The 20,518-nt window shown below is 63.0% G+C and carries 23 protein-coding genes; 10 read left to right on the plus strand and 13 right to left on the minus strand.

The window, feature by feature from the left end:
* Window positions 1-5 precede the first annotated feature (5 nt).
* Together OG326_RS21205 and OG326_RS21210 are read left to right on the plus strand one after the other, a co-directional pair.
* Complete coding sequence (locus OG326_RS21205) at window positions 6-2,357, plus strand: ABC transporter permease (protein ID WP_327146549.1); 2,352 nt, start codon at window positions 6-8, stop codon at window positions 2,355-2,357.
* Window positions 2,358-2,385: 28 nt separating this feature from the next.
* On the plus strand, window positions 2,386-2,853 hold the full coding sequence (locus tag OG326_RS21210; protein ID WP_327138831.1) for a nitroreductase family deazaflavin-dependent oxidoreductase: 468 nt from the start codon (window positions 2,386-2,388) through the stop codon (window positions 2,851-2,853).
* A gap of 123 nt (window positions 2,854-2,976) precedes the next feature.
* Here the strand turns inward: OG326_RS21210 and OG326_RS21215 are convergent, their stop codons facing one another.
* From OG326_RS21215 to OG326_RS21225, 3 genes are all read right to left on the minus strand, one after another.
* Window positions 2,977-3,636: a hypothetical protein gene (locus tag OG326_RS21215; protein ID WP_327138832.1), complete on the minus strand. Its 660-nt coding sequence runs from the start codon at window positions 3,634-3,636 to the stop codon at window positions 2,977-2,979.
* Between the two features lie 486 nt (window positions 3,637-4,122).
* The gene (locus tag OG326_RS21220) at window positions 4,123-4,587 is read right to left on the minus strand and encodes an ATP-binding protein (protein WP_327138833.1); all 465 of its coding nucleotides are present in this window, start codon (window positions 4,585-4,587) and stop codon (window positions 4,123-4,125) included.
* Between the two features lie 167 nt (window positions 4,588-4,754).
* Complete coding sequence (locus tag OG326_RS21225; protein ID WP_327138834.1) at window positions 4,755-5,600, minus strand: hypothetical protein; 846 nt, start codon at window positions 5,598-5,600, stop codon at window positions 4,755-4,757.
* Between the two features lie 780 nt (window positions 5,601-6,380).
* Here OG326_RS21225 and OG326_RS21230 point away from each other — a divergent pair.
* The gene (locus tag OG326_RS21230) at window positions 6,381-6,629 is read left to right on the plus strand and encodes a hypothetical protein (RefSeq protein ID WP_327138835.1); all 249 of its coding nucleotides are present in this window, start codon (window positions 6,381-6,383) and stop codon (window positions 6,627-6,629) included.
* Window positions 6,630-6,658: 29 nt separating this feature from the next.
* Here the strand turns inward: OG326_RS21230 and OG326_RS21235 are convergent, their stop codons facing one another.
* Window positions 6,659-6,913, minus strand: a complete 255-nt coding sequence (locus OG326_RS21235) for a hypothetical protein (protein WP_327146771.1) — start codon at window positions 6,911-6,913, stop codon at window positions 6,659-6,661.
* On the opposite strand from OG326_RS21235, the gene OG326_RS21240 reads away from it, so the two are divergent.
* On the plus strand, window positions 6,842-7,354 hold the full coding sequence (locus OG326_RS21240; RefSeq protein ID WP_327138836.1) for a DinB family protein: 513 nt from the start codon (window positions 6,842-6,844) through the stop codon (window positions 7,352-7,354). The two genes, OG326_RS21235 and OG326_RS21240, sit on opposite strands and share 72 nt — an antisense overlap.
* 89 nt (window positions 7,355-7,443) lie before the next feature.
* Here OG326_RS21240 and OG326_RS21245 read toward each other — a convergent pair whose 3' ends face one another.
* On the minus strand, window positions 7,444-8,796 hold the full coding sequence (locus tag OG326_RS21245) for an IS110 family transposase (RefSeq protein ID WP_327138837.1): 1,353 nt from the start codon (window positions 8,794-8,796) through the stop codon (window positions 7,444-7,446).
* 160 nt (window positions 8,797-8,956) lie between these two features.
* On the minus strand, window positions 8,957-9,424 hold the full coding sequence (locus OG326_RS21250; RefSeq protein ID WP_327138838.1) for a hypothetical protein: 468 nt from the start codon (window positions 9,422-9,424) through the stop codon (window positions 8,957-8,959).
* A gap of 258 nt (window positions 9,425-9,682) precedes the next feature.
* Between OG326_RS21250 and OG326_RS21255 the strand changes: the two genes are divergently transcribed.
* Window positions 9,683-9,844 (plus strand): hypothetical protein, encoded by a 162-nt coding sequence (locus OG326_RS21255; RefSeq protein WP_327138839.1) that lies wholly within the window; start codon window positions 9,683-9,685, stop codon window positions 9,842-9,844.
* A gap of 254 nt (window positions 9,845-10,098) precedes the next feature.
* On the opposite strand, the gene OG326_RS21260 is transcribed toward OG326_RS21255, so the two are convergent.
* The 5 genes from OG326_RS21260 to OG326_RS21280 all read right to left on the minus strand — a co-directional run bounded on the left by OG326_RS21260 (window position 10,099) and on the right by OG326_RS21280 (window position 14,214).
* Window positions 10,099-11,454, minus strand: a complete 1,356-nt coding sequence (locus OG326_RS21260; RefSeq protein WP_327138840.1) for an IS110 family transposase — start codon at window positions 11,452-11,454, stop codon at window positions 10,099-10,101.
* Window positions 11,455-11,647: 193 nt separating this feature from the next.
* Window positions 11,648-11,989, minus strand: a complete 342-nt coding sequence (locus OG326_RS21265; RefSeq protein WP_327138841.1) for a hypothetical protein — start codon at window positions 11,987-11,989, stop codon at window positions 11,648-11,650.
* A 522-nt stretch (window positions 11,990-12,511) separates the two neighbouring features.
* On the minus strand, window positions 12,512-12,883 hold the full coding sequence (locus OG326_RS21270; protein ID WP_327138842.1) for a hypothetical protein: 372 nt from the start codon (window positions 12,881-12,883) through the stop codon (window positions 12,512-12,514).
* Window positions 12,884-13,118: 235 nt separating this feature from the next.
* Entirely contained in the window at window positions 13,119-13,250 is a 132-nt protein-coding gene (locus OG326_RS21275) for a hypothetical protein (RefSeq protein ID WP_327138843.1), read from the minus strand.
* A 511-nt stretch (window positions 13,251-13,761) separates the two neighbouring features.
* Window positions 13,762-14,214, minus strand: a complete 453-nt coding sequence (locus OG326_RS21280; RefSeq protein ID WP_327138844.1) for a hypothetical protein — start codon at window positions 14,212-14,214, stop codon at window positions 13,762-13,764.
* 263 nt (window positions 14,215-14,477) lie between these two features.
* On the opposite strand from OG326_RS21280, the gene OG326_RS21285 reads away from it, so the two are divergent.
* A complete protein-coding gene (locus OG326_RS21285) occupies window positions 14,478-14,714 on the plus strand; it encodes a hypothetical protein (RefSeq protein WP_327138845.1) in 237 nt (78 codons plus the stop codon).
* A gap of 733 nt (window positions 14,715-15,447) precedes the next feature.
* Here the strand turns inward: OG326_RS21285 and OG326_RS21290 are convergent.
* Entirely contained in the window at window positions 15,448-15,942 is a 495-nt protein-coding gene (locus OG326_RS21290) for a PAS domain-containing protein (protein WP_327138846.1), read from the minus strand.
* Window positions 15,943-16,103: 161 nt separating this feature from the next.
* On the opposite strand from OG326_RS21290, the gene OG326_RS21295 reads away from it, so the two are divergent.
* Complete coding sequence (locus OG326_RS21295) at window positions 16,104-16,262, plus strand: hypothetical protein (protein WP_327138847.1); 159 nt, start codon at window positions 16,104-16,106, stop codon at window positions 16,260-16,262.
* 261 nt (window positions 16,263-16,523) lie between these two features.
* Here OG326_RS21295 and OG326_RS21300 read toward each other — a convergent pair whose 3' ends face one another.
* Complete coding sequence (locus OG326_RS21300; protein ID WP_327138848.1) at window positions 16,524-17,150, minus strand: winged helix-turn-helix transcriptional regulator; 627 nt, start codon at window positions 17,148-17,150, stop codon at window positions 16,524-16,526.
* A gap of 545 nt (window positions 17,151-17,695) precedes the next feature.
* Between OG326_RS21300 and OG326_RS21305 the strand changes: the two genes are divergently transcribed.
* From OG326_RS21305 to OG326_RS21315, 3 genes are all read left to right on the plus strand, one after another.
* Window positions 17,696-18,058: a nuclear transport factor 2 family protein gene (locus tag OG326_RS21305; RefSeq protein ID WP_327138849.1), complete on the plus strand. Its 363-nt coding sequence runs from the start codon at window positions 17,696-17,698 to the stop codon at window positions 18,056-18,058.
* Window positions 18,059-18,317: 259 nt separating this feature from the next.
* On the plus strand, window positions 18,318-19,754 hold the full coding sequence (locus OG326_RS21310) for an MFS transporter (RefSeq protein ID WP_327138850.1): 1,437 nt from the start codon (window positions 18,318-18,320) through the stop codon (window positions 19,752-19,754).
* Window positions 19,751-20,512, plus strand: coding sequence for a winged helix-turn-helix transcriptional regulator (locus tag OG326_RS21315; protein WP_327138851.1), 762 nt, complete (start codon window positions 19,751-19,753; stop codon window positions 20,510-20,512). Before OG326_RS21310 ends, OG326_RS21315 begins: the two co-directional genes overlap by 4 nt.
* The last annotated feature ends 6 nt before the right edge of the window (window positions 20,513-20,518 follow it).

The following is a 20,518-nucleotide window of genomic DNA, read 5'->3' on the forward strand; positions in this document are numbered from 1 at the left end:
GTGCGATGCTCATGCCCACGAGTCGAGTACTCACGAAGAAGATGCTGCGAGATCTGCGGCGGCGAACCGCCCAGGTGGCCGCCATCGCTGTGACGGTGCTGCTCGGGGTGCTGCTCTTCGTCGCCAGTTTCGACTCGTTCCGCAATCTGGAGTCCTCCTACCAGCGCACGTATTCGCGGCTGCACTTCGCGGATTTCACCGCCGACGGCGGAGACTCCGCGCGAGTAGCCGACGCTGTGCGCCATGCGCCCGGGGTTGCGCGGGTCGCGGTGCGCACCCATACCGATGTGCCCATGACCATCGGCGGTTCGAAACTGCTGGGCCGGGTCGTAGGACTGCCCGACGGCCCGACCGTGAACGAGATCAGCTTGACCGCAGGGCAATTGCCCGATCCGGCGCACCCCGATCAGGTGGTGGTCGAGCGGCACGCGGCGCAGACCTTCGACCTGCGGGTGGGCAGCGGCCTGCGACTCTTCGACGGTACGACCTGGCATACGGTCACCGTCTCGGGCATCGCCTGGTCGCCGGAATACCTGTGGCCGGCTCGCAGTCGTCAGGAGGTCCTCGGCGATCCGCACGGATTCGCGGTGGTCTTCGGACCTCAGGATCAGGTTTCGCGCCTGTCCGGGGGGACGGTTCCTGATCAGGCTCTCGTCGAGATGTCCTCGACAGCAACGGCATTCGACCGTTCTCAGGTCGAGAACCAGTTGCGCGGAGCGGGGGCGGTGGACGTGCAGCGGCAGGCCGACCAGCCGTCCAACGCGGCACTGCACGAAGACCTCAGCGGATTCTCCGAGCTCGCAGTCGCCTTCCCCACACTGTTCCTGGTCGCTGCGGCCGTATCGGTATACATCCTGATCACCAGGCTCGTACTGTCCGATCGGCCGATCATCGGCACCCTGCTGGCGATGGGCGCGCGCCGCCGGACCGTCATAGCCCACTATGTGAGCTACGGCGTCGTCATGACGATCATCGGCACCGTCCTCGGTGTCCTGGGCGGTGTGGTGGCCACCTCGGTGATAACCACCGCATACACGAAAGCGATCGGAATCCCCGACACGGTCGTTGATCACCGACTGCCGACCATGGCTGTCGCCGCCGGTCTCGGCGCGCTCACCGGACTGGTGGCGGGCCTGGCCCCCGCGGTGGCGGCGGCGCGCATGGCGCCCGCGGCGGCCATGCGGGGTGACGGGCTTCGTCCCGCACGTGCGGGAATGCTCGGCCGTTGGTCGGCACGCCAGCGTCGGTTGCCCGTGCTGGTGCGAATGACGTTGCGCTCGTTGGCGCGTGAGCGCCGCCGCACTGTCGCGACGATGACCGGCACCGTACTCGCGCTGGTGCTGATCCTGGCTTCGGTGGGAATGCTCACCAGCATGCGCTCGGCCGTGCGCATCCAATTCGACGAAGTCGAACGGGCGGATGCCACGGTCATCGCTTCGGCACCGTCGAATGAGCTTGCCGCCCAGTTGCGTTCGATATCCGGTGTCACCGCCGTCGAACCGGTCACCTTCACGCCGGTAACCCTCACCGCCGGCGGGCGGACATACTCGACCACACTGACCGGGCTGGTATCCGGCACGACGATGCACACGTTCCGCACTCCCGGCGGCGGTACCGGGCAGCTCCCCGGCGCGGGCATTCTCGCCGGCACCGCCGCGGCGCAGCGGCTTGGCCTCTCGGTCGGCGACACCCTCACTGTCACACCGCTTCTCGGGACTCCTCGAACCGAGCGGCTGGCAGGGCTCGTGGATGAGCCGCTGGGCACATTCACCTATGCCGCCCAGGCGACAGCGGCCGAAGTCGGCGGTGCCAGCCAGCAGGGCTACCTACTGGCTTTCGCCTCTGGAGTAGAACGAGATACGTTGCGCGCCAGTGTTATCGACATGCCCGGCGTTGTCGCCTACAGCGATTCCCGGGCAGTGCACAACGAGATCGACCGATTTCTGGGCCTTTTCTGGGTATTCATAGGCGCGATGCTCCTGTTCGGCGCGGTCCTGGCCTTCACCGTCATCTACATGACCATGACGGTCAACCTCGCCGAACGCACCACCGAACTGGCCACACTGCGCGCGGCGGGAGTTCCGGTACGCCGGTTGACCGCCGTGCTCGCGGCCGAGAATCTCACCGCCACCCTGCTGGCCGTTCCGTTCGGGCTGGCCGCCGGATATCTGGCGGCCTGGACACTGCTGCGCTCGTTCACCAGCGACATGTTCACCTTCGGCCTCAGCTTCGGCGTCGCGGCCCCGGTCCTGGCCGTTATCGCGGTCCTCACCGCCGCGGCACTCTCACAGCTCCCGGCCGCGCGCCTGGTCAAGCGCATCGATATCGCCCACGTCGTCCGCGAAAGAGCCCAATAGATCCCTGAACAGATCAAGGAGAACGATAATGACCGCACCCGGCCTTGCCGCCAAACTCGGTGCCCGAGCGCTGCACACCCGATGGGTCGTTCGCGCCCCGATTGCCCTCTACCGCGCCCGCCTGGGATTTCTCTTCGGCTCCCGGATGCTGATGCTGCAGCACACCGGCCGCCGCAGCGGCGCCCAGCGGTATGTGGTCCTGGAAGTCGTCGACCACCCGGCACCCGATCAGTACGTGGTCGTCTCCGGGTTCGGCGTCGGCGCCCAGTGGTACCGCAATATCGCCGCAGATCCGCGCGTGCACCTGTCGATCGGCACCCGGAACGGGGTGACCGCGACCGCCACACCCATGACCGAGGCAGAATCCGCTGACACGCTGCAGCGATACATCCACCAGCACCCGAAAGCCTGGAGCAGACTGCGGGGCACGATCGAGCAGGCCACCGGCACTCCCGTGGACACGTTGCCGATGGTTCGATTGTCAATCGGCAGCTAGCGCTTGATATCGCGGTCGGTGCGCGACGTCGGCCGGCTCGGCAACCATCGCTTCTTTGCGACGTACTGTCACGAATAGTTTTGTTGTGCAATCGATTCGATTGCATATCGCAGCCGTGCAGGTCTATTCGCGTGGGCGACCCGGCCAACCGGGAAAGGGCGTCTGGGAAACCGGTGGGGGATTGGCCGGAGTGCCTGGTTGCCGGCCATCGGCCTCCTCATTCTTCTGAGTCCAGGTGGTGCACGCATCGGAGAGAACAGTGTCGGTCGGTGTTCGGGCGGATGGTCCCCAGGCATCGGTGACAAGCCATCCGTCGAACGAGTTGTAGCGAGGCGCGCGGTCGAGGCTCTCTCGAATCGGTGACTGTGTCTGCGATGTGTGCGTTGCGGGAACAGACCGCGCGGTCAGCCAAGTTGTCCAGCCGCGCTGCGGCTCGCCCGCGTCACCCGTTCTGGCCCAGCGATACGTCGCGCCGCCGTCCTCGGACTCTGCAACAGCTCCGAAGTCAAGGCAATAGGCCGCAGCGAACCCGTCCGGGCGGGGCTGAATCTGGAGTATTCGCGCCCGGAAAGTGCCGGCCCAGCGCAGCTTCCAATCACCTTGTGCCGCCCCCGAGGGATACGCGCCGCCATACGGAATATGAAGCCAATCGACATCGGAGACCGCGTCACTGAAACCCGGGTAGGAGAGGTCGGTGCCTACAGCCAAAGCCAGCCGCTTGGCCTCGGCGAACGCACGCACGAAAGTGGCTTCGGGTGCTGTCAGGTCGACGCCATCAGCCACGCTCCACTGGAATGAGAAGTCACCTGCCCACTTGGCGGGAAAAGCGTAGTCCGGTGCTGGTACGGCTGTCGGGTGTACGTCAGCGCCGACAGTGCTCGGACGGTCCCGAGGGGCACATGCCGTGCTTGGGAAAAGTAGCGCAGCGACGACGGCGCCCAGCATTGCACGCCTGGTCAAGCGCATAACGATCCTTACGCATCATTCTTCTGCGGAGGCAGCTACCGCAATCAGCAAGAACGTAATTGCTGTGGCCGCTCCGGTGTCGTTCGTTCTCGGCCCGCATCGGTCTGAAGCGTAGCGATCTGGTTGCTGTCATACTGGGCATGACGTTCGATCAGGTGGTCCAGCGATAGCTGGGGCTTTGACCACACTGTATAGCCTGTCCAGCCCTTCGGCCAGCCGAGCTGTCTCATCATCCGCATGGCTGTTTGCATCGATATCGGCGGACCCTTGGTCTGGATGTGTCCAGCGGCGCGGCATTCGCGCCTACGAACCGCTTGTGGGATCGGCCTGTTCCGATAATGATGCGGTGGCCATCGGGGGAGAGTGTGGTCGATCCAGAGGCAACTCGGCCCAGACGACTTTGAATCCCTCATACCGGATGACCGCCCACTCGGTCGCGAGTTTATCGACGTGGATCATTCCGCGCCCGCCGGTCCGATCGGGCACGCGCAGGTGGGGGTCGCCGGTTCCGCAGTCCTCGACTTCGATTCGCAGCCGAGCCGGGGCAGTGCGGAGCGCGAGTTGGCAGTGCCGCGGTGGGCTTCCGTGCTCGTATGGGTTGGCGACCATCTCGTCGACGACAAGTAGCGCGTCCTCTACGACGACGCTGGTGTCAGGAGCCAGTAGCTCTCGTACAGCATCGCGTATCCACCGACCCGGTGTCGTTTCGAGGTCGAACTCCAGCACTTGCGCCTCGTCGCCGGGAGACGATGACAGCGGTGTCGTCAACGCATTCACCTCCGCTTGCCACTGGGCCGAAGATAGCGCTTGACTACCCATGTACCCGGGGAAGAAACTCCGTCGCTCAGACTAATGCGAATGGGCAGCTGGCGTCGATGTCGTCTGTTCGAAACGTGTGTGCACCGATCAGGTACTCCCAAACCGCTTGGTGTGGACTACTTTCGGTTGCCTGTCAGTTCCTCGAAGGCGTCTACCACAAGACCCATGTAGTACTCAATGAACTCCATACGGACTTGGAGACTGTCGTTACGGATGTTCGCAGCTATGCCCGACGTATGGGCCTCGCGGAACCAATCGAGAAGCTCGATGTGGTGCTCGATGTCCAGTTCTACACCATCTTTCAGCCACTTCGGAATGCTGTCGTTCTTGCAGTGCAGTCGCCCCAGAACGAAGGACTCGCCTCCGCCGACGAGCGGCGGAGCCTTCGTGGGGTCGAATAGGTCGTAGCTGATGACGTTGGTTCCGTAGGGGGCTTGAATTTTCGCGTTGAATGACTTGACGAGGGTTCCGATAGTGAAGGGTCGCCGATGGCGATCCTTGCGTGCCAGGTCGTGCAGCCAGAGCAATGCGTTTCCGTCCGCGCCGTACTTCGTGTGGTACGGCTGCATCGACTCGATCATGCCGACGGTATCGGCCGCCATTCCATGGAACACGTCCTTGGTTCGGAGCTTGTCGAAGTCGTCTACGGTACGAGTGATGGGGAACTGCCGATCCCGTGGGCGAGTCGGCGGATCTCGCTGCTCGTCATGAATCGCGAGTTGGAAGAACGAGTAGTCCAGGGCTGCTCGGATGTTCGCTAGCCAGTCGCCGAACACGATGCCTGCCATAATCGGGGGCTCTGCATGTGCCTCGATCACAATGTGGTCGCCGACTGCTCTTCGTTCTACGTAGAACGTCGTGGAGGACTCGTTCAGCAGCTTGGCCATCTCGGAACGCACAGCGTGTGCGCGCTCGATCCGCGCCCGCGTAGCGGCGAAATCGGCGCGTGAGATAGCTGGCACCGTAGCCTCCTCATCAGGTAAAAGTCTATGGAAGACAAGGGTAGGCATCGCTCGGCTATCTCGACAACTTGATTTTCAGTGGTCCGGAATCGTGGAAGTGCTTCCAGGGCAGGATGATTTGTTCTCCTCACCGATCTGCTCCACAGCGTGGTCGGCACCATCGCAATGGGGCAAGGCTGGACACGGTGGCGGCGGCGGTTTCGAAGATCAGACTGCGGAGCCGGGTATGCGGCCCTCTCGAACTCCACAGCGACGCTTGCGGGTTGAACTGTGTGCCTTGGTTCGTCGGGACAACGCCATGATCTTGTCGCCTCGTGTGTCGGGTTTCGCTCTCCGGGCGAATGTAGATTCCACCGGCTACGGCTGTCAGGTGCACGGCGCCCGGTGGGAAGCAAGCCATGAGAGAGCCACACCAATTCCGACGGTGGGCAGCCGCATAAGAGGAGCACCCCACCGCGCACCTGGATCAAATCCTGGCCGGGATCTGATCCTAACACCAGTCTCTTACTAGCCGCATATCGCGCTGACAGAACCGGCCATCGCGGCGCAGCGGAAGATCTACCAGCAGAGCGCTTCCGCTGAGCCGGGTGCTGGCCGAAACCGGTTCTGTGCCTGCCGAACTCAGTTCCCGCGCGTTTCGCCGTCGCCTGATCGCGCGCACGCTGGAACGAGATCGGATGCCCCAGGAAGTCGGGGCATACGGATTAGTTGAATCGTCGACATTTCACTATGCTGGGCGGTTAGCGTTTGCCCGGCACAGCACACAATCTGGAGGTAAGCGTGAAACGTGGTCTCACAATTCTTGTTCTCGCGGGCGGGTTGATCAGCGCGGTTTCGGCCGGTTCCGCCGTGGCGGCTCCAGGCGCACAATCCGTCGCGGACTCCGGCAGCTCGGTCCTCTCGGCCGGTTCTGCGATGATGCAGGGCATGGGATGCGCTTCCAAGTATCCGGTGCCAGCGGAATGCGACACCTTCCTCGAGCGGTTGCTGAACGGGATTTCCGCCGGGTCGGCCGAATTCCAGCGCTGATCGGAGCGGTCACGAAGAACGCCCGAAGATCAATGGGCTGAAGCAATCTCGATGATCTGCAAAGCATTCTTCTGCCGCATGTCGCGCTGAGTGAACCGGCCAACGCGAGACCTCGTCGGATCTGCTGCGTAGTCGGACCTGAAGGACTGTTGGCGGTCGAGGGCAGCGATCTTCGGAATGCCGACCGCAGTAGTCCGGGCGAGAATGATCGAATGATATCGGTCCAGCGGGAAGAACCGCCTCGGATTTCCGGAGAACGCCAGACGCTCACCGGTTTTCTCCAACTCCAGCGAGAAACCTTGGCGTGGAAGTGTTCAGAGCTCTCGGCTGCCCAGTTGCGTCAGCAGGCGGTGCCAACGTCGAAGCTGTCGTTGCTCGGACTTGTCCGCCACATGACCGACGTGGAGCGAGGCTGGTTCGCCCGCACCCTCGGTGGCGTGGACGCGCCCGCGTTCTACTGGCGTGCGGACCGATCCGAGGACGTGGACTTCGATGTCGCGGATGCGGACGTGGATGAGGCGTTTCGCTTGTGGCACGAGGAATGTGCGCGCTCGCGTGCACTGGTAGCTCACTGCGAGTCCCTCGACACTGTAGGTACCCACCAGCCCAGCGGTCTCGATTTCAACTTGCGCTGGATTCTCATACACATGATCGAGGAGTACGCCCGCCACAACGGTCACGCAGACCTACTGAGGGAACAACTCGACGGTCACACGGGCGAATAGGGCCGATCGCGCAGGTATCCGGTCATGCCGCGACCCGCGCGTTGGTCGGCCGTCCAAATCAGTTGGCCGCCAGCGCTTCCCAACGCACGCTACTGGCACCCCTCTATGTCAAGACGTCGCTGCGGGTGTGGGGTTAGCCTGTGTGGTGGGTCCGGGATGTGGCTTGTCCGAAGGATCGGTGTGCGGGTTGGAACCGGTCGCGCTGGAGTCAAGAGTCGTTCCCGATTGCCCTCCCGGGCCTGCCAAATCACGCCGTCGCTGATAGGTGAGCATCTGGGCGTAGACCACGTTCGAGAGTCGGCGTTTGAGCGCTCGGATCGCTTCCATCGAGGTTTTCCCGCTCTGCGGCCGTCGTAGTAGACCCTGCCCGGGGTGCGGTTGCGGAGCTGGACGATGGCCATGATGTGCAGCACCCGGTTGATCTTGCGGTTGCCGGCCCGGGAAAGCCGGTGCCGCTGTTGATCACCTGATGACGCGTCCAAGGGTGCGGTCCCGTTCCAGGACGCGAACCGGTCCCGGTCCCGGAACCGGCGGATATCACCGGTATCGGCCAAAAGTCTTGCCGCGGAAGATGGTTCGATCCCGTGCAGGTCCATCAGCGTGGACCCTCGCTCGGTGACCAGCTGCCGCAGTTCTTTGTCCGCGGCTTTGGTTTTGCGGTCTATCGTTTCCAGGTCCTCGATCAATTCCACGACCAGACGCAGCCGGACCCGCGCGGCCGCGTCTGCTGGTGTGATCGGGGCGATCAGTTCGCGGGCCTGGCGGGCGGACAGGAATGTCTTGGCGCCACCGGGAATCAACTCCAGCAGTAGCCGGTGCAGCCGGCACACGGTTTCGGTGCGGGTGCGGCCGAGTTCGTCACGGCGGTCGGCGAGCATGCCGAGCGCGATCAGTTCCGAGTCGGCTTCGACTCGGCGCAGATTCGGTGCGTGCAACGCGGCCAGGGCGACCGAGTGGGCATCGACCGGGTCGGTTTTGCGGCCGTTGCCGGTCGCGAAGACCCGTACCTGTGCGGAGAGTTTCGCAGGCACGTCGATCACGATTTCCCTGTCGTGGACCAGCCGGTGCGCCAGGTGGCGGCCAATGCCGTTGCATCCCTCGACCGCCCAGACACGATCCGGGAATTGCCTTCCAGCAGTGAGCATTTCCGCATAGCCGGTGGTGTCGGTGCCGTATCGGCCCGTGGCCAGCACCTTGCTGGTGGAATCGATGGCTTCGATGGTCGCGGAGCGTTTGTGTGGATCCATTCCGATGATTACGGTCATCGCCCGGTTCCTCCCGTGTCGGCCAAACATGGTGTCCGTGCGGGAGGGCACCGCTAGATCGAGCTTTGGGGCAGGCCCCTCTTCAGCCACTCCCTGCACGGCACCCGGTGGGAAGCAAGCCAGAAGAGAGCCACACCAAACCAGATGGTGGGCAGCCGAATATTGGGAGCATCCCACCGGGCACCTGGATCAAATCCTGGCCGGGACCTGATCCTGACACCAGTCTCTATCTAGCCGAATTGAGGTCGTTGGGGAATGTTGCCCACGAGACGAGAGGGCGGTCCGGCGCAGATCGCTGGACCACTTTGAGTTCGGTGCTGCGTATCCGCCTCGATCCCTACGAGCTGGACAGATTCAGCTCGATCGCTGCGGTATCGGACGGGCCGCCAATGTTTCCGGCACGGTCTGTGGCGGTGTAGTAGAACTTGTGCGATCCATTGCCAAGGCTCGTGAGCTGCGCACGTGTGTACTGAAGTTTCACACCTTGGAAGACTTGGTCACGGCTGGTCGTGTGTGTTGGGCCGGGGATCGAGCCCGGGTCGCTGTAGAGGGCGATGTCATCGCCCTCCGCCAAGTCGTCGTAGCTCACGACCACTGTCAGGACTTCACCATGCCGAGCCAGGCTCTCATCTGTGACGATATCGTCGACACCAATGAAATACGGTGCGCGGAAACTGTTCTGACCGGGTGGGGTCGAGTCGACGGAGACCAGAACGTCGTCGGTGCCGGAAGGCGCGGCGAGGTTGTCATCGACCGTGATCGGGGTGTAGGTCAACTGCACGTCGTCCTGCGATTCGTTCGACACAGCGAGCCTTTCTCGAAAGCCATTGAAACCACCATCATTTCACAGACATCCGAGCACGATTCATCCTTCGCGGGACGTACTCATCTGCCGCGTCCCGCGCGTCGGTCGGTTGTCCAAACTGACTGGCAGACAGCGCTTCCCAATGCCCGCACATGCCGATTCTCGGATATTGAGACGCGCTAACTCGTTGCAGCACAGAACTAGTCGGTGCTGGGTACGCTATTCGGGCCATTCATCGAATCGCGAGAGGAACCAGATATGCCCGAGAAGGATGCCACGAACTCGGCGACGGGAAGCCCGTTCGAGAGTGGCCTGGAGACCGGAAAGTTCTTCCCCAAGCTTGAGGGATCCAACGAAGATTTGAAAAACTCGCCGGAGGAACCAGACAACATGCCTCCCGCTGGCGGGCGGATCGTGTAAGGCCGAATCAGCTGCGCGGGTCTCTGAATCGAGCGTCCGCTCATCAGCGTAAGGCATTTTGTGTCAAGCGGTTTGGGTCGGTGCCCCTGGTCTGTCGTCGTCCCGGCATAGCAGTAATGGGGCTGGTAGCCCTGCAGCGTGTAATCGGGTTGAGGTGACGACAGGCCGGGGCTGCCCGTGATGAGCGACGAGATCACGGAGTGTCTCGATGCCGCGTGGGGCTCGCCCCGACCGACCGCTCGACAAGCCGCCGTTCAGGCGGCCGCCGAGTTCATGGTGGGCACCGGTTTCGTTCCATGGGTAGCGATATGCGGGTCCCAGGGTTGTCGGGTGGTGACGACGGCGTGCAGGTGCCGCAGGATCGCCGCGGCGATCGCGGCCTGAGCTTGGGTGGGAGTGAGCGGATTGGTGTCCCGGCTGGTCAGATGCCGATAACGGGCGGCATAGACCGGGTTGGTGCGTTGGGCTCCCCACACCCCACACCCCGCAGCAAGGCGCAGGCTTGGTCGGCCCTGGCCGGTGAGTTTGCTGCGACCGGTGAACGTGCCTGATTGTTTCTCCCGTGGCGCCAGCCCGGCGTGTTTGACCACGGCTCTGGCGGTGGGAAACCTTGTGAGATCACCGGTTTCGACAAGGATCGCTGCCGCTCCGACCGCCGACAACCCGACGATCCAGGTCACCAGTGCGGTGAGTTCGAGTTCGTCGAGAACCGCGAGCATGCGTGTTTCGGTGTCGACCAGCCTTCGTTTGTCTTCGGTCCAGTCCTGCAACAGCAACAGCACCCGTTCGAGCGCACCCGTCCGGTGCGCGGTCACTCCGGCCGAATCATTCAGGGCCGCAAATAGATTCCGGATGATCCGTAGTGCCGGTTTCTGCCCACCCGCGCGAACGACTTCCCGGCGAACGGCGTGCTCGAACCGGGCGGGTCCCAGGCGTCGGGTTCGAGCGAGATCGCCGTGGTCGCGCCCGCAGATCACCCGCATCCCCGCGACCCACGAGCGCGAACGAAACGGCTGGCGAGCAGCATCGAGGGCAGCCGGCCACACACACTCGAGCAACGCCCGGATCTGCTGGACCTGGGAGACCATATCGACCAACAACCCTTCACGGCGGATCCCCAGATGCCGCAACCTGCCCCAGATTTCATCTACCGGCTCGGGCTCATAGCAACGCAACTGCGCGGTCAATCGGGCGATGAGGACTGCGTCCTTCTCGTCGGTTTTGTCGCAGGTGAGGTCTTCGGCACGCCGCGACCAGGCCGTCATCGACGGTTGCACGCACACAAATGCCATGCCACGGTCGGCGGCCAGCTGGCCCAGCACCCGCCACCGATGCCCGGTCGGCTCACACGCCACCGTCACACCCGTGAAGCCCGCCGCAGCAGCGCGTTGCCGGGCCCGGTCCAACGCGGCCCCGAGGTCCCACGCGCGGCATGGGAATGTTCTGCGGGCCAATACTTTCGAGTCGTGATCGGTGACCACGACCATCTGTTTGCGATCGGCCAGATCGATTCCGACGAGCGCATGCGTCACCGGCACCAAGGTCCGCAACCGGATCAGGCGCGCGTTGCGGTTGCGATCACCCCGGGACAAGCGGCTACCGTTGTTCATCGAACGTCCTCCTCCTGCGATGGGACATCAAGCCCGACTAGCGCATCAGGAGGACGTTCCCTCGTCCAGACACCGACGCCTAAACGTCTTTCTATGCCGCGACCCGCGTGTTCCGGCGCGGTAGGCAGCGCTCCGCCGAAGACCAACGGCTCGAGGTGAACCCGAGCCGCTTCAGTGCACGATAAGCCGATGACTACTCGAGACCTTGAACCTGGTCGGGAGCTTGCGAGTCCGCTGCACCGTCGGCGGCCTGGTCATCTGCGGGGAAGGGCCAGGCAGAATCCGTGCCGGAGTCCGTGCGCTGTTGGGCGAGATCCCCCAGGGAGCCGATGCCCTGCGTGCGGTCGCTCAGGGTCTGCTCGAAGGGCAGCAGGAAAGAATGCGGTTGCCTTGGGGTTTCGTCGTCGGGTTCCCGGGTGATATCGGACATGGTGACTGTCTCCTGTTCCGGCGCCCGGCCGGTCGACGGGAAGTCCGCGGCTACGGCAGTGCCGGGTAGCGGGCGGATCGCACGGGCGACTCGCGGGAAGATCATCCCAGAGGCGGACAGCGGGCGTCCAGCCGACGACGACTCCGGACTTTGGCTATTGCCGCACAACACCATTCAGCGGGCTGCCACCACCTCATGCCGTGATGCCTGTTGCGTGGACATCGACCGGGCACGACGATAGAGACTTTGGCTTCATGATCGGTGTGCCATGAGAGTCGGATACATGCGGCATGGAAGTCGCGCATCATGATCACACCAACGGTGCTCAACATCGACTTACGACGCCAGTTTGGACTACGCATCCGAACGCGATGGCAACGTGGTCACCCTCATCGGACCGCGGACGGGCGTAGCCCTGACGGCTGGCCGGACGATGCTCTTGTCCGGCCAGGCCGCCAACACACTGTCCTGCCGCGACCCGCGCGGTTGGAACCGGCCATCGCAGCGCCCCGAAAGTCAACTGGCCGAGAGCATCCCACCGAATTCGGACCCGCCTTCCCGGCGGCTGCACTCGCCGGCGTGCGAGCTGATCCTCCCGAAAACAGTCAGCTCGCACCAGGTACGACGTTATATCTCGAGCTCGGTGACGGACTTCAAAAGATCGGTGACAGGCCGCAGCTCCATCACAACTCTGGTCAGACTGTGGACGGTGATCGTCCATGCCTGATCGGGTGTCGAACTGCCCGTGAAATACACGCGCTCCTCGTCGCACTCAAACTGGGGCACTACGGCCTCCCGGTCCTCCTTCCACGAACCTATCCACAGCGTCTGACCGCCATGGCCGCGGAGAAGCAAGTGGTCCCTGAGATTGTCCTCTTCCTCCCAGGTCTGAAGATTGCAGAGAAATCCATCGCCCTCTGTCCCTACTTCGCCCTCTTTCGCCACTTTCCACGCATCGGAATGGGACAGCAACGTTTCATTCACAAAGAATTCCTTCACAGGATTCCCCTCGATAGGTCCGGGCGGCAAACACGTTGTCGCGGAGATCATCTCAGAACCGGACCAGCGGTGCACCGCCCGGCTGTTCCTGCCCTCCGTGGGCTGCGCGAAGCGCGGCTGCAATGGGGGCCTCGTCGCGAACGAGTGCCGGCAGCGTGGCGCAGTATCCGTCGAGTGGCGGAGTATCCGTCGAATTGATGCACGAGCCTGCCGCGAGCTGCGTGGTTCGAAGCGGTCACGCGGCAGGCGCGAAGATCAACGGGCAGAGATTATCTCGATCATCGGCAACGTACTGATCTGCCGCGACCCGCGCGTTGGTCGGCCGCCCAAACTGGTTGGCCGACAGCACTTCCAGGTGCGCGCTCATGCCAAAGATCGTGCTATGACGTGTCAAGCTTGGGCACCGGTCTGCGAACACTCCGACGAACTAGCACCGCCACTGCGATGATCATCGAGAACACCTCGCTAGGAAGGACTCTCGGACATGACTACACCAGGCGAACCCTGTCGCGGCGACGTTTACAAAACGAAATTTCCAGACGGAACGAGCCCCCTCTACTTGCAGTGCATTAACGGGCGTTGGGAGGAGAGAAGTTGCGGGGAGGGGATGGTTGCTTACACAGACCCCAGCCACAAAGACTGGATCTACTGCAGTTGGCCCCCGCAAACGCCCGAATAGCATGACAGAGGGCTCCCTGTACCCGTCCCGAATGCGCGCTCATGCCGCGACCCGCGCGTTGGTCGGCCGCCCAAATTGGTTGGCCACCACCGCTTCCAAACGTCCGCAACTGCCGAATATCGTGCATGAATACAGCTGCGGCCGGGAACAACACAATGTCGTTCCCGGCCGTATCTCGTCGCGTGGCCGGCCTCAGGGCTTACGGCGAAGGGCGCGCGAAATATTCGATTCTGCCGCTGGCAAACGGGGCTGTGCCGAGCTCGAAGTTCACCCACGGCGAGGTGAGGTCTCCAGCGCCCCAGACCGCGACGTCGGGTGCCAGCACCGCTACTTCGTTCGCGGCCAGGTTCAACGGCACGTCGGAGACGGTCAATACTGTTCCGTCTTCGGAGATCACGCCCTCGAGCTCCAGCGGTTCGTCGAGGCTGGAAGTGTCCACGGTTACCTTCGGGGACTCGAAAATGCACAGTGACAGCGTCACCACGAGAGGCTGCGAACCGATCGGTTCCGATCCGGTGTTGGTGATGAGCGCCTCGGGATAGACATGCCGATCCGTTTCGATCTCCACAGTCTGGTCGCCGTCGCGCGCGGTAAGCGAGAAGGTAAGTGCCGGAAGGGTTCCCGGAGAGTTGTCAGTCATGCGAACCATCATGGCAATGTCCTCGCAATGGTGCGCGGTCAAGGCCGTATGCGGTGGTCGCCCCTGGTCAGAGTGCTGCTCAGAACATCCGCATCTGCCGCTGACTGCGCTGACCGAACCGGCCAGCGGGGTGAAGCGGACCGCTGGCGACTGCGGGGGACAACGACGCCTCGCATCTTCCACGGCCGGTTTCAACCGCGATGCAGCGCTTCGGAAAGAACTAGTTGAACTTGGATGTCGCGGGTGGTGAGTACTGTTCTCGCGGAATAGATGTGATGAACAGGAGTATCGCCGTGGGGGACCTCTTTTGGTCTGAGTTGGCTGTTGAGATGTCGGGGTACCTACCTTCGGTCGAAGTCGTCGAGGGGTCGTGGTGCACGAGCGAAGACGCTGTGGTGGAGCTGCGTGATATCCGCACCGGTGAGCGCATCGCGTTCGTGGGATTCGGGGACTACGTCGGGATCGTCGTGGACTGTCCGACCGATCCTTTCCTGTCGGACAGTCCACGCTGAGAGCTGCGATCGAGTCACAGCCGGACGGCGTGTGGCCTATCCGAAGCATCATGGAGAGCGTCCTGGCCAAGTGATGCAGGCCAGGACCTTCGGTATCCTCGCGGCATACCAATTCTTCCAAAACCTGGGACAGCCTGCGGTCAATAAATAGTTTTCAGCGAGGTGTTCTAGGCTCGAGATTCTGAATTTCGCCGTTTATCGGGCATTCCTTTGGAACTATGGAAAAGTGAGATATCTGCATTGATTTTCGGGTATATCTCGGCACGTTCAGTGCCTGATTGATTGTCGCCGGCGAACGCCCGCGTCCCACCGCTATTCGGTCGATGCTCCCGTCGACGATCGAGCACCGCTGCCGAACATGCGGATCAGCGGACGGCTACTCTCGCTACGACCGGCACGCGCCAGTCGGATAGTTCTTCATAGTCTGCGCGGTGGGGCTGTTGCCAGCTGTGCACCATGGGGTAGGGCAGCGATCGCCGCCCCGATCTTGCCGTGTCGATGTGAGCCGATGATGCTGGATCGGTGGATGTGGGATTATCCAGCTGCCAGTGCTGGCCGGTTCGCTCACCGCGCGCTCACCGCAGCACGTCATCGCGTGCTGTTGCTTCTGGTCGGGGCCTGACCGGTGCTTCTGGTTGAGGCTCTTACCGGGTTGCAGCCGGACGTACGGAACGCCGCACCCAGCAGGCGGTTCCTGCCGCGGTGCGGCGTTGCGTGAATTGTGCAATGGTGCTCAGCCGATGCCTGCCGACTCCAGCAGTCCTGGAACGGTTTTGGTGGTGTTGTGGCGGAATATATTGACCGCTCCTACTACCTGGTCGGACTCGTCGCGGATCGGGAAAACGTTGACCAGTGCGAGCAACCGGAAACCATTGGGCTGTTCGCAGATGACGTCGGCGTCGCGGACGGCGCCGCCGTTGTTGATGACCACAGAAGGCGGGGCCGCTTCATGCGGCATGATCTCACCGGACGGGTAACGCAGGCGGAACGCTCCGCAGTACTTCTCGCTCGTGCCCAGTTCAGGACTGCGCCCCCAGGCTCCGATGGCGGTCTTGTTGCAGGCGATCAGCGTGCCGTCCTTCTCCAGCACGTAGATGCCGACCTCGATGTCGTCCATCGCGTCCTGGTCGCCGAGCAGACCGCCGGGCACCAGATGCCCGTCCTCGAGCTTGCCGTGAAACGTGAGATCGTCCAGTTCTCCAGCGGTGATCTTTTTACTGATACTCATTTCGTTTCCTTCACTAGAAATAGTGACAAGCTGTGTTCGATAAACGAATCGAGGTGTCCTTCAGCTAAGTAGAGGTGACTTACGACCGTCTTTCGCCTCACGTAAGTGAATCGAATTGCGGCCGAACAGTCTGTTCGCGAGAAGAAGCTATTACTGGGAAGGTGCGGCAACAACTCTCCGAGTCGTCCGATGATCAGAAGGCTGCGCTGGCTAAGGCGATGCGCGGACGGCAGGCTTCCCTTCCGGCGGAGTCGGCTCAGTACGACGTGGTCATGCCGCGGCGGCTCGATGATGTTGACCTCGAACCGATCTCCGGTTGATCTATGTCCGCTGTCCTCGAATCCTGTTGTCGCCGATTCGTTCCTGGACCGGCCGATCAAACACAACCATGGGAGGAGGACATCATCCAGAACCGTGAATCAACGCCGCGAGAATGCCGCTAGTCTCGGCAGATGTGCCGATGGCTGCAGCGCAGCTTCGGCCTAAATCCTCGCCAGGCCTGGGCTGGCCGACTGCTTCGATGGGCTGGCCTGGCGAGCAGCGGGACGGTGTCGCGCGTCGGCACCTGATCTCCTGGCTTGTCAGCCGGGGCTCAATGCGTCGGCGAGATCCTTCTTGTTGCCGCGGAATTCACCCGCGGCGATCGCTTGCTCGGCTGTGAGCATTCCCGACGCCAGGCCCAAAACCACCATAGGCTCTGCGCGAAGGACGGTTTCGGGTTGTGCATCGTCATCGAGTGCGATGCTTATGCCTGACTTGTCGGTACGCACCGTGATGAGCGTCCCGTCGACCTCCAGGCCGACGGCCCTGGGCTCGTCGGTGTGCTTGTTGTCCAGGAGGGAACTCAGCGCCACCGACAGCCAATGCGTCTGGAAGGTATCGCTTTGGGGTCCGGAGATCATGAGCGGAGTGCTCCACTTGACCAGTCCGGTGACCACGCCGCGGAGTTCGCTACCCCAGGGTGTGAGCGAGTAGACCACGCTGTTGCTGTCGGCGTCGAGCGAGCGTTGGACCACGCCGGCTTGTTCCAGTTCCCGCAGGCGTTCGGCGAGCAGATTGGTGGCTATTCCGGGGAGACCCTCGAGGAGCCTGTTGTACCGAGCCGGCCCGTCGAGGAGTTCGCGCACGACGAGCAGGCTCCACCGGCCGCCCAGGACATCGAGCGACCGAGCCAGACCGCAATACTGGCCGTAGGACCGCTTGCTCATTGCTGCGACCCCCTCGAGTGCTTGACCTTTTCCAACTCGCTTGACTATACCTCCCGGTCGGATCTTGGGACCGACCCGGCGTAGGGGGTCGACGGCCCATCCTGGAGTACCGTTCCGGCCTGCGGCGGCGCACTGAAACCCGAGGTCAACCTTTGTGTCGCGACATTGCCGCAAACCTGAGATCCCGTAGGCCGTGCGGGATCGTGCGAGGCATCTGACCTGCGAAGCTTTAGTTTTTAGTGTCAACTTGACTATTCAAGCCGCCTCCGCAAGGATAATGAGGGCATGGCCGCTGTGCAACCTGTAGCCGAACGTCCCGATCGGGTGGACGATGAGCCGTTCCCGTTCGAGAGTCGTTTCGTCGAGCTGGACGGGAACTGTGTTGGACGGCGACTTATCGGCCGAGTTCTTCTCCCGCCATCAGGGGCGGTCTGGTCGGGCGCAAGTTGGTCCGATTTGTTCCATAGACATTGTCGCTGTTCGAGCGGTGGGAAATCGTACTTCGAGTGCAGGAACAACAACCACATTGCGAAGGGGAACATAATATGACTCAGCAGCAGATGACCGCGCTGGACTCCGTTCTCGAATATCACCGATGCTGGACAAGCGGAGACATCGACGGGGCGATGCAATACATTGCCGATGACATGGTCTGTAAAGCACCCGGCGCGGATGTCGTGGGTAAGGAACAGTACCGGGCGTTCCTCGGCGGATTCGCATCGATGCTGACCGGGCTCGAGGATTTGGCAGCTTTCGGCGACGACGATCATGCAGTTCTCTTCTACTACCCGCACACCCCGCAGACTTCTACCTCCCCGACTGCGGAACATTTTACGATTCGCGACGGCAAGATCGTCGAGACCGTACTGTGCTTCGACCGGATGTCTTTCATCCCGCCGCAAGCGTAGTCACCCTCGCGCTGACGAGTCGAGAATGCGCGCCCTGATCTCGATCCACCGAGATGGGAATTCGGGCGAGCGTGTCCGAAATAAGTAGAGTGCCCTCCGGGCTGGGGCGTCTGAGTTTCTCACTATCAAACGGAACAGCATCGGAGGGCATTTCGAGTGTGCTTTGCACAGGTTTCCCCTCGGGGATTCCTGTCAGCTGGAATCGGTACCGAGCCACTAGTTCGAAGTACTTATCCTCAGTAAGGGAAGGCACCTTGTCATGAATCACGCGGTGGAAAATCCATCCGTTCTCTCGACCACACGCGGCAAACTGATTCTGGTGCTGCTCTGCTCGGTCGGTTTCCTCGACTTCATGGACTCAGTGATCGTGAACGTGGCGCTGCCCTCGATGCAGCATCACTTGAACTTCTCCGAGCAGGGCCTGCAGTGGGTGGCCACCGGCTACCTGCTGACCTACGGCGGCTTCATGCTGCTCGGCGGGCGCGCGGCAGACATGATCGGGCGCCGGCGAGTGCTCGTTATCGGCGTGGTCGTGTTTGCCCTCGCATCCTTGGTCGGCGGGTTTGCCACCACCTCGTCGATGCTCGTGTGCGCCCGCCTCGTCCAGGGCGCCGGTGCGGCGTTGATGATGCCGGCGGCGCTGTCGCTGGTGACGACCACCTTCGAGGAGGGATCCGATCGGCATCGGGCCCTCGGTGTCTGGGGGGCCATGATCGGCCTGGCTTCGACGGCCGGGGTCCTGCTCGGCGGTGTGCTGACCCAGGCGTTCGGATGGCGTTCGGTGCTGCTGATCAACCCGATCATCTGCGTGTTGATCTTCGCCGCGATCTATCGGCTGCTGCCCGACGATCGGCATCGCGCGCCGAGCGGGGGCTTCGACGCGGCCGGCGCCGTGCTCGGTACCGGGGGAATGCTGCTGCTGGTATACGCAGTGGTCGAGGCGCCCAACACGGGCTGGAACTCGCTCAGCACGATCCTTCGTCTTGCGTGCGCGGCATTGCTCCTGTTCGCATTCGTGGTGAACGAACATCGCCATCCGAATCCGTTGATGCCGTTGTCTATCTTCCGGGTCCGCGGGCTCGCGGCCGCCGATGCTACCCAGCTGCTCGCGATCGCCGGATTCCTGTCGATGTTCTTCTTCCTCAGCCTCTACATGCAGAACGTGCTCGGATACTCCGCACTGCGGACCGGTCTGGTCTATCTGCCGGTCACGTTCGCCGTCGGGCTCGGAGCCGGTGGCTCGACCAAGCTGATTCCGCTCACCGGGACCCGGCCGCTGATCGTCGGTGGATCGCTGGTCGCATCCGTCGGTGTCTTCCTGCTGTCTCGCCTGCAGGTCGACGGCGACTTCGTGACCGACCTGCTGCCCGGCATGCTCGTGATGGGTGTGGGCCTCGGAACGGTCCTGGTGTCGATCACGAACGCAGCCAACGCCGGAGTATCGCCGGATAAAGCAGGGCTCGCGGCATCATTGTTGAACAGCTCCCAGCAGCTCGGTGGCGCGCTCGGTCTCGCGGTGCTGACCACGATCGCGACCTCGCGCACAACCAGCCTGCTGGCCAGCGGTACCCCTCCGCCCGAAGCGCTGGCATCCGGATTCAATCGCGCATTGTTGGCCAGCGCTGTCGCCATCCTTGTCGCAGCCGTGATCGGCCTGGGCACCTACAACACACGCACCAACGACGCACCCATGTGACCTACGCCGTGCAGCAGCCCGGCGATTCCCCGGAACTGCGGGAGCAGTCGGGTGAGACGGCGGGCGGCGGCACCGGCACCTGCGATTGTCGAGGGGTAGAAGTGAGTCGAAGCTACGACCTGTACGACGGTCTCGCGCGGGCTCTCGACGTCGTGGGTGACCGGTGGAATCTGCTTATCGTCCGCCAACTCCTCATCGCTGCCGCCCGATACGGCGAGCTGCTGGACAAGCTTCCTGGCGTGTCCACAAACCTGCTCGCCGAGCGGCTGCGCGACCTCGAGGCCGCTGGCGTAGTCGCGCGGCGGCTGGCCGTGGAGGGCAACTCCGTCGTCTACGCCCTCACCCCGTGGGGAACCGGGCTTCGGGAGCCGATCGAGAGCCTCATCCGCTGGTCCACCCCGCTGATGGCGCCCGCGCCCGCGGCCGCCGGTTTCCGCGCCGAGTGGCTCGTCATCGCGCTACCGGCACTGCTCAGCGGCAGGCCGGCCGGCCGCGGGTCATCGACGGTGGCGATCGTGATCGACGGTGAGCTGGTCCAGGTGCGGGCGACACCGTCGGGCATCGATGTCGGCGAGCCGGATGGTCGCGATCTCGATGCTGTTGTGCGCGCTGATGCTTCGATCGTTCTCGGCCTGGCTGCCGGCGCACTCGTACTCGACGAGGTCCGCGAACTCATCGACATCGAAGGCGACGAGGCGGCCGTGCGAGCCGTCTTCGGTGGCCGATCCGTCGAGGCCGGCGGCTCCGCACGACGATGACAGTAT

It is taken from the genome of Nocardia sp. NBC_01327, assembly GCF_035958815.1.
Classification (GTDB): domain Bacteria; phylum Actinomycetota; class Actinomycetes; order Mycobacteriales; family Mycobacteriaceae; genus Nocardia.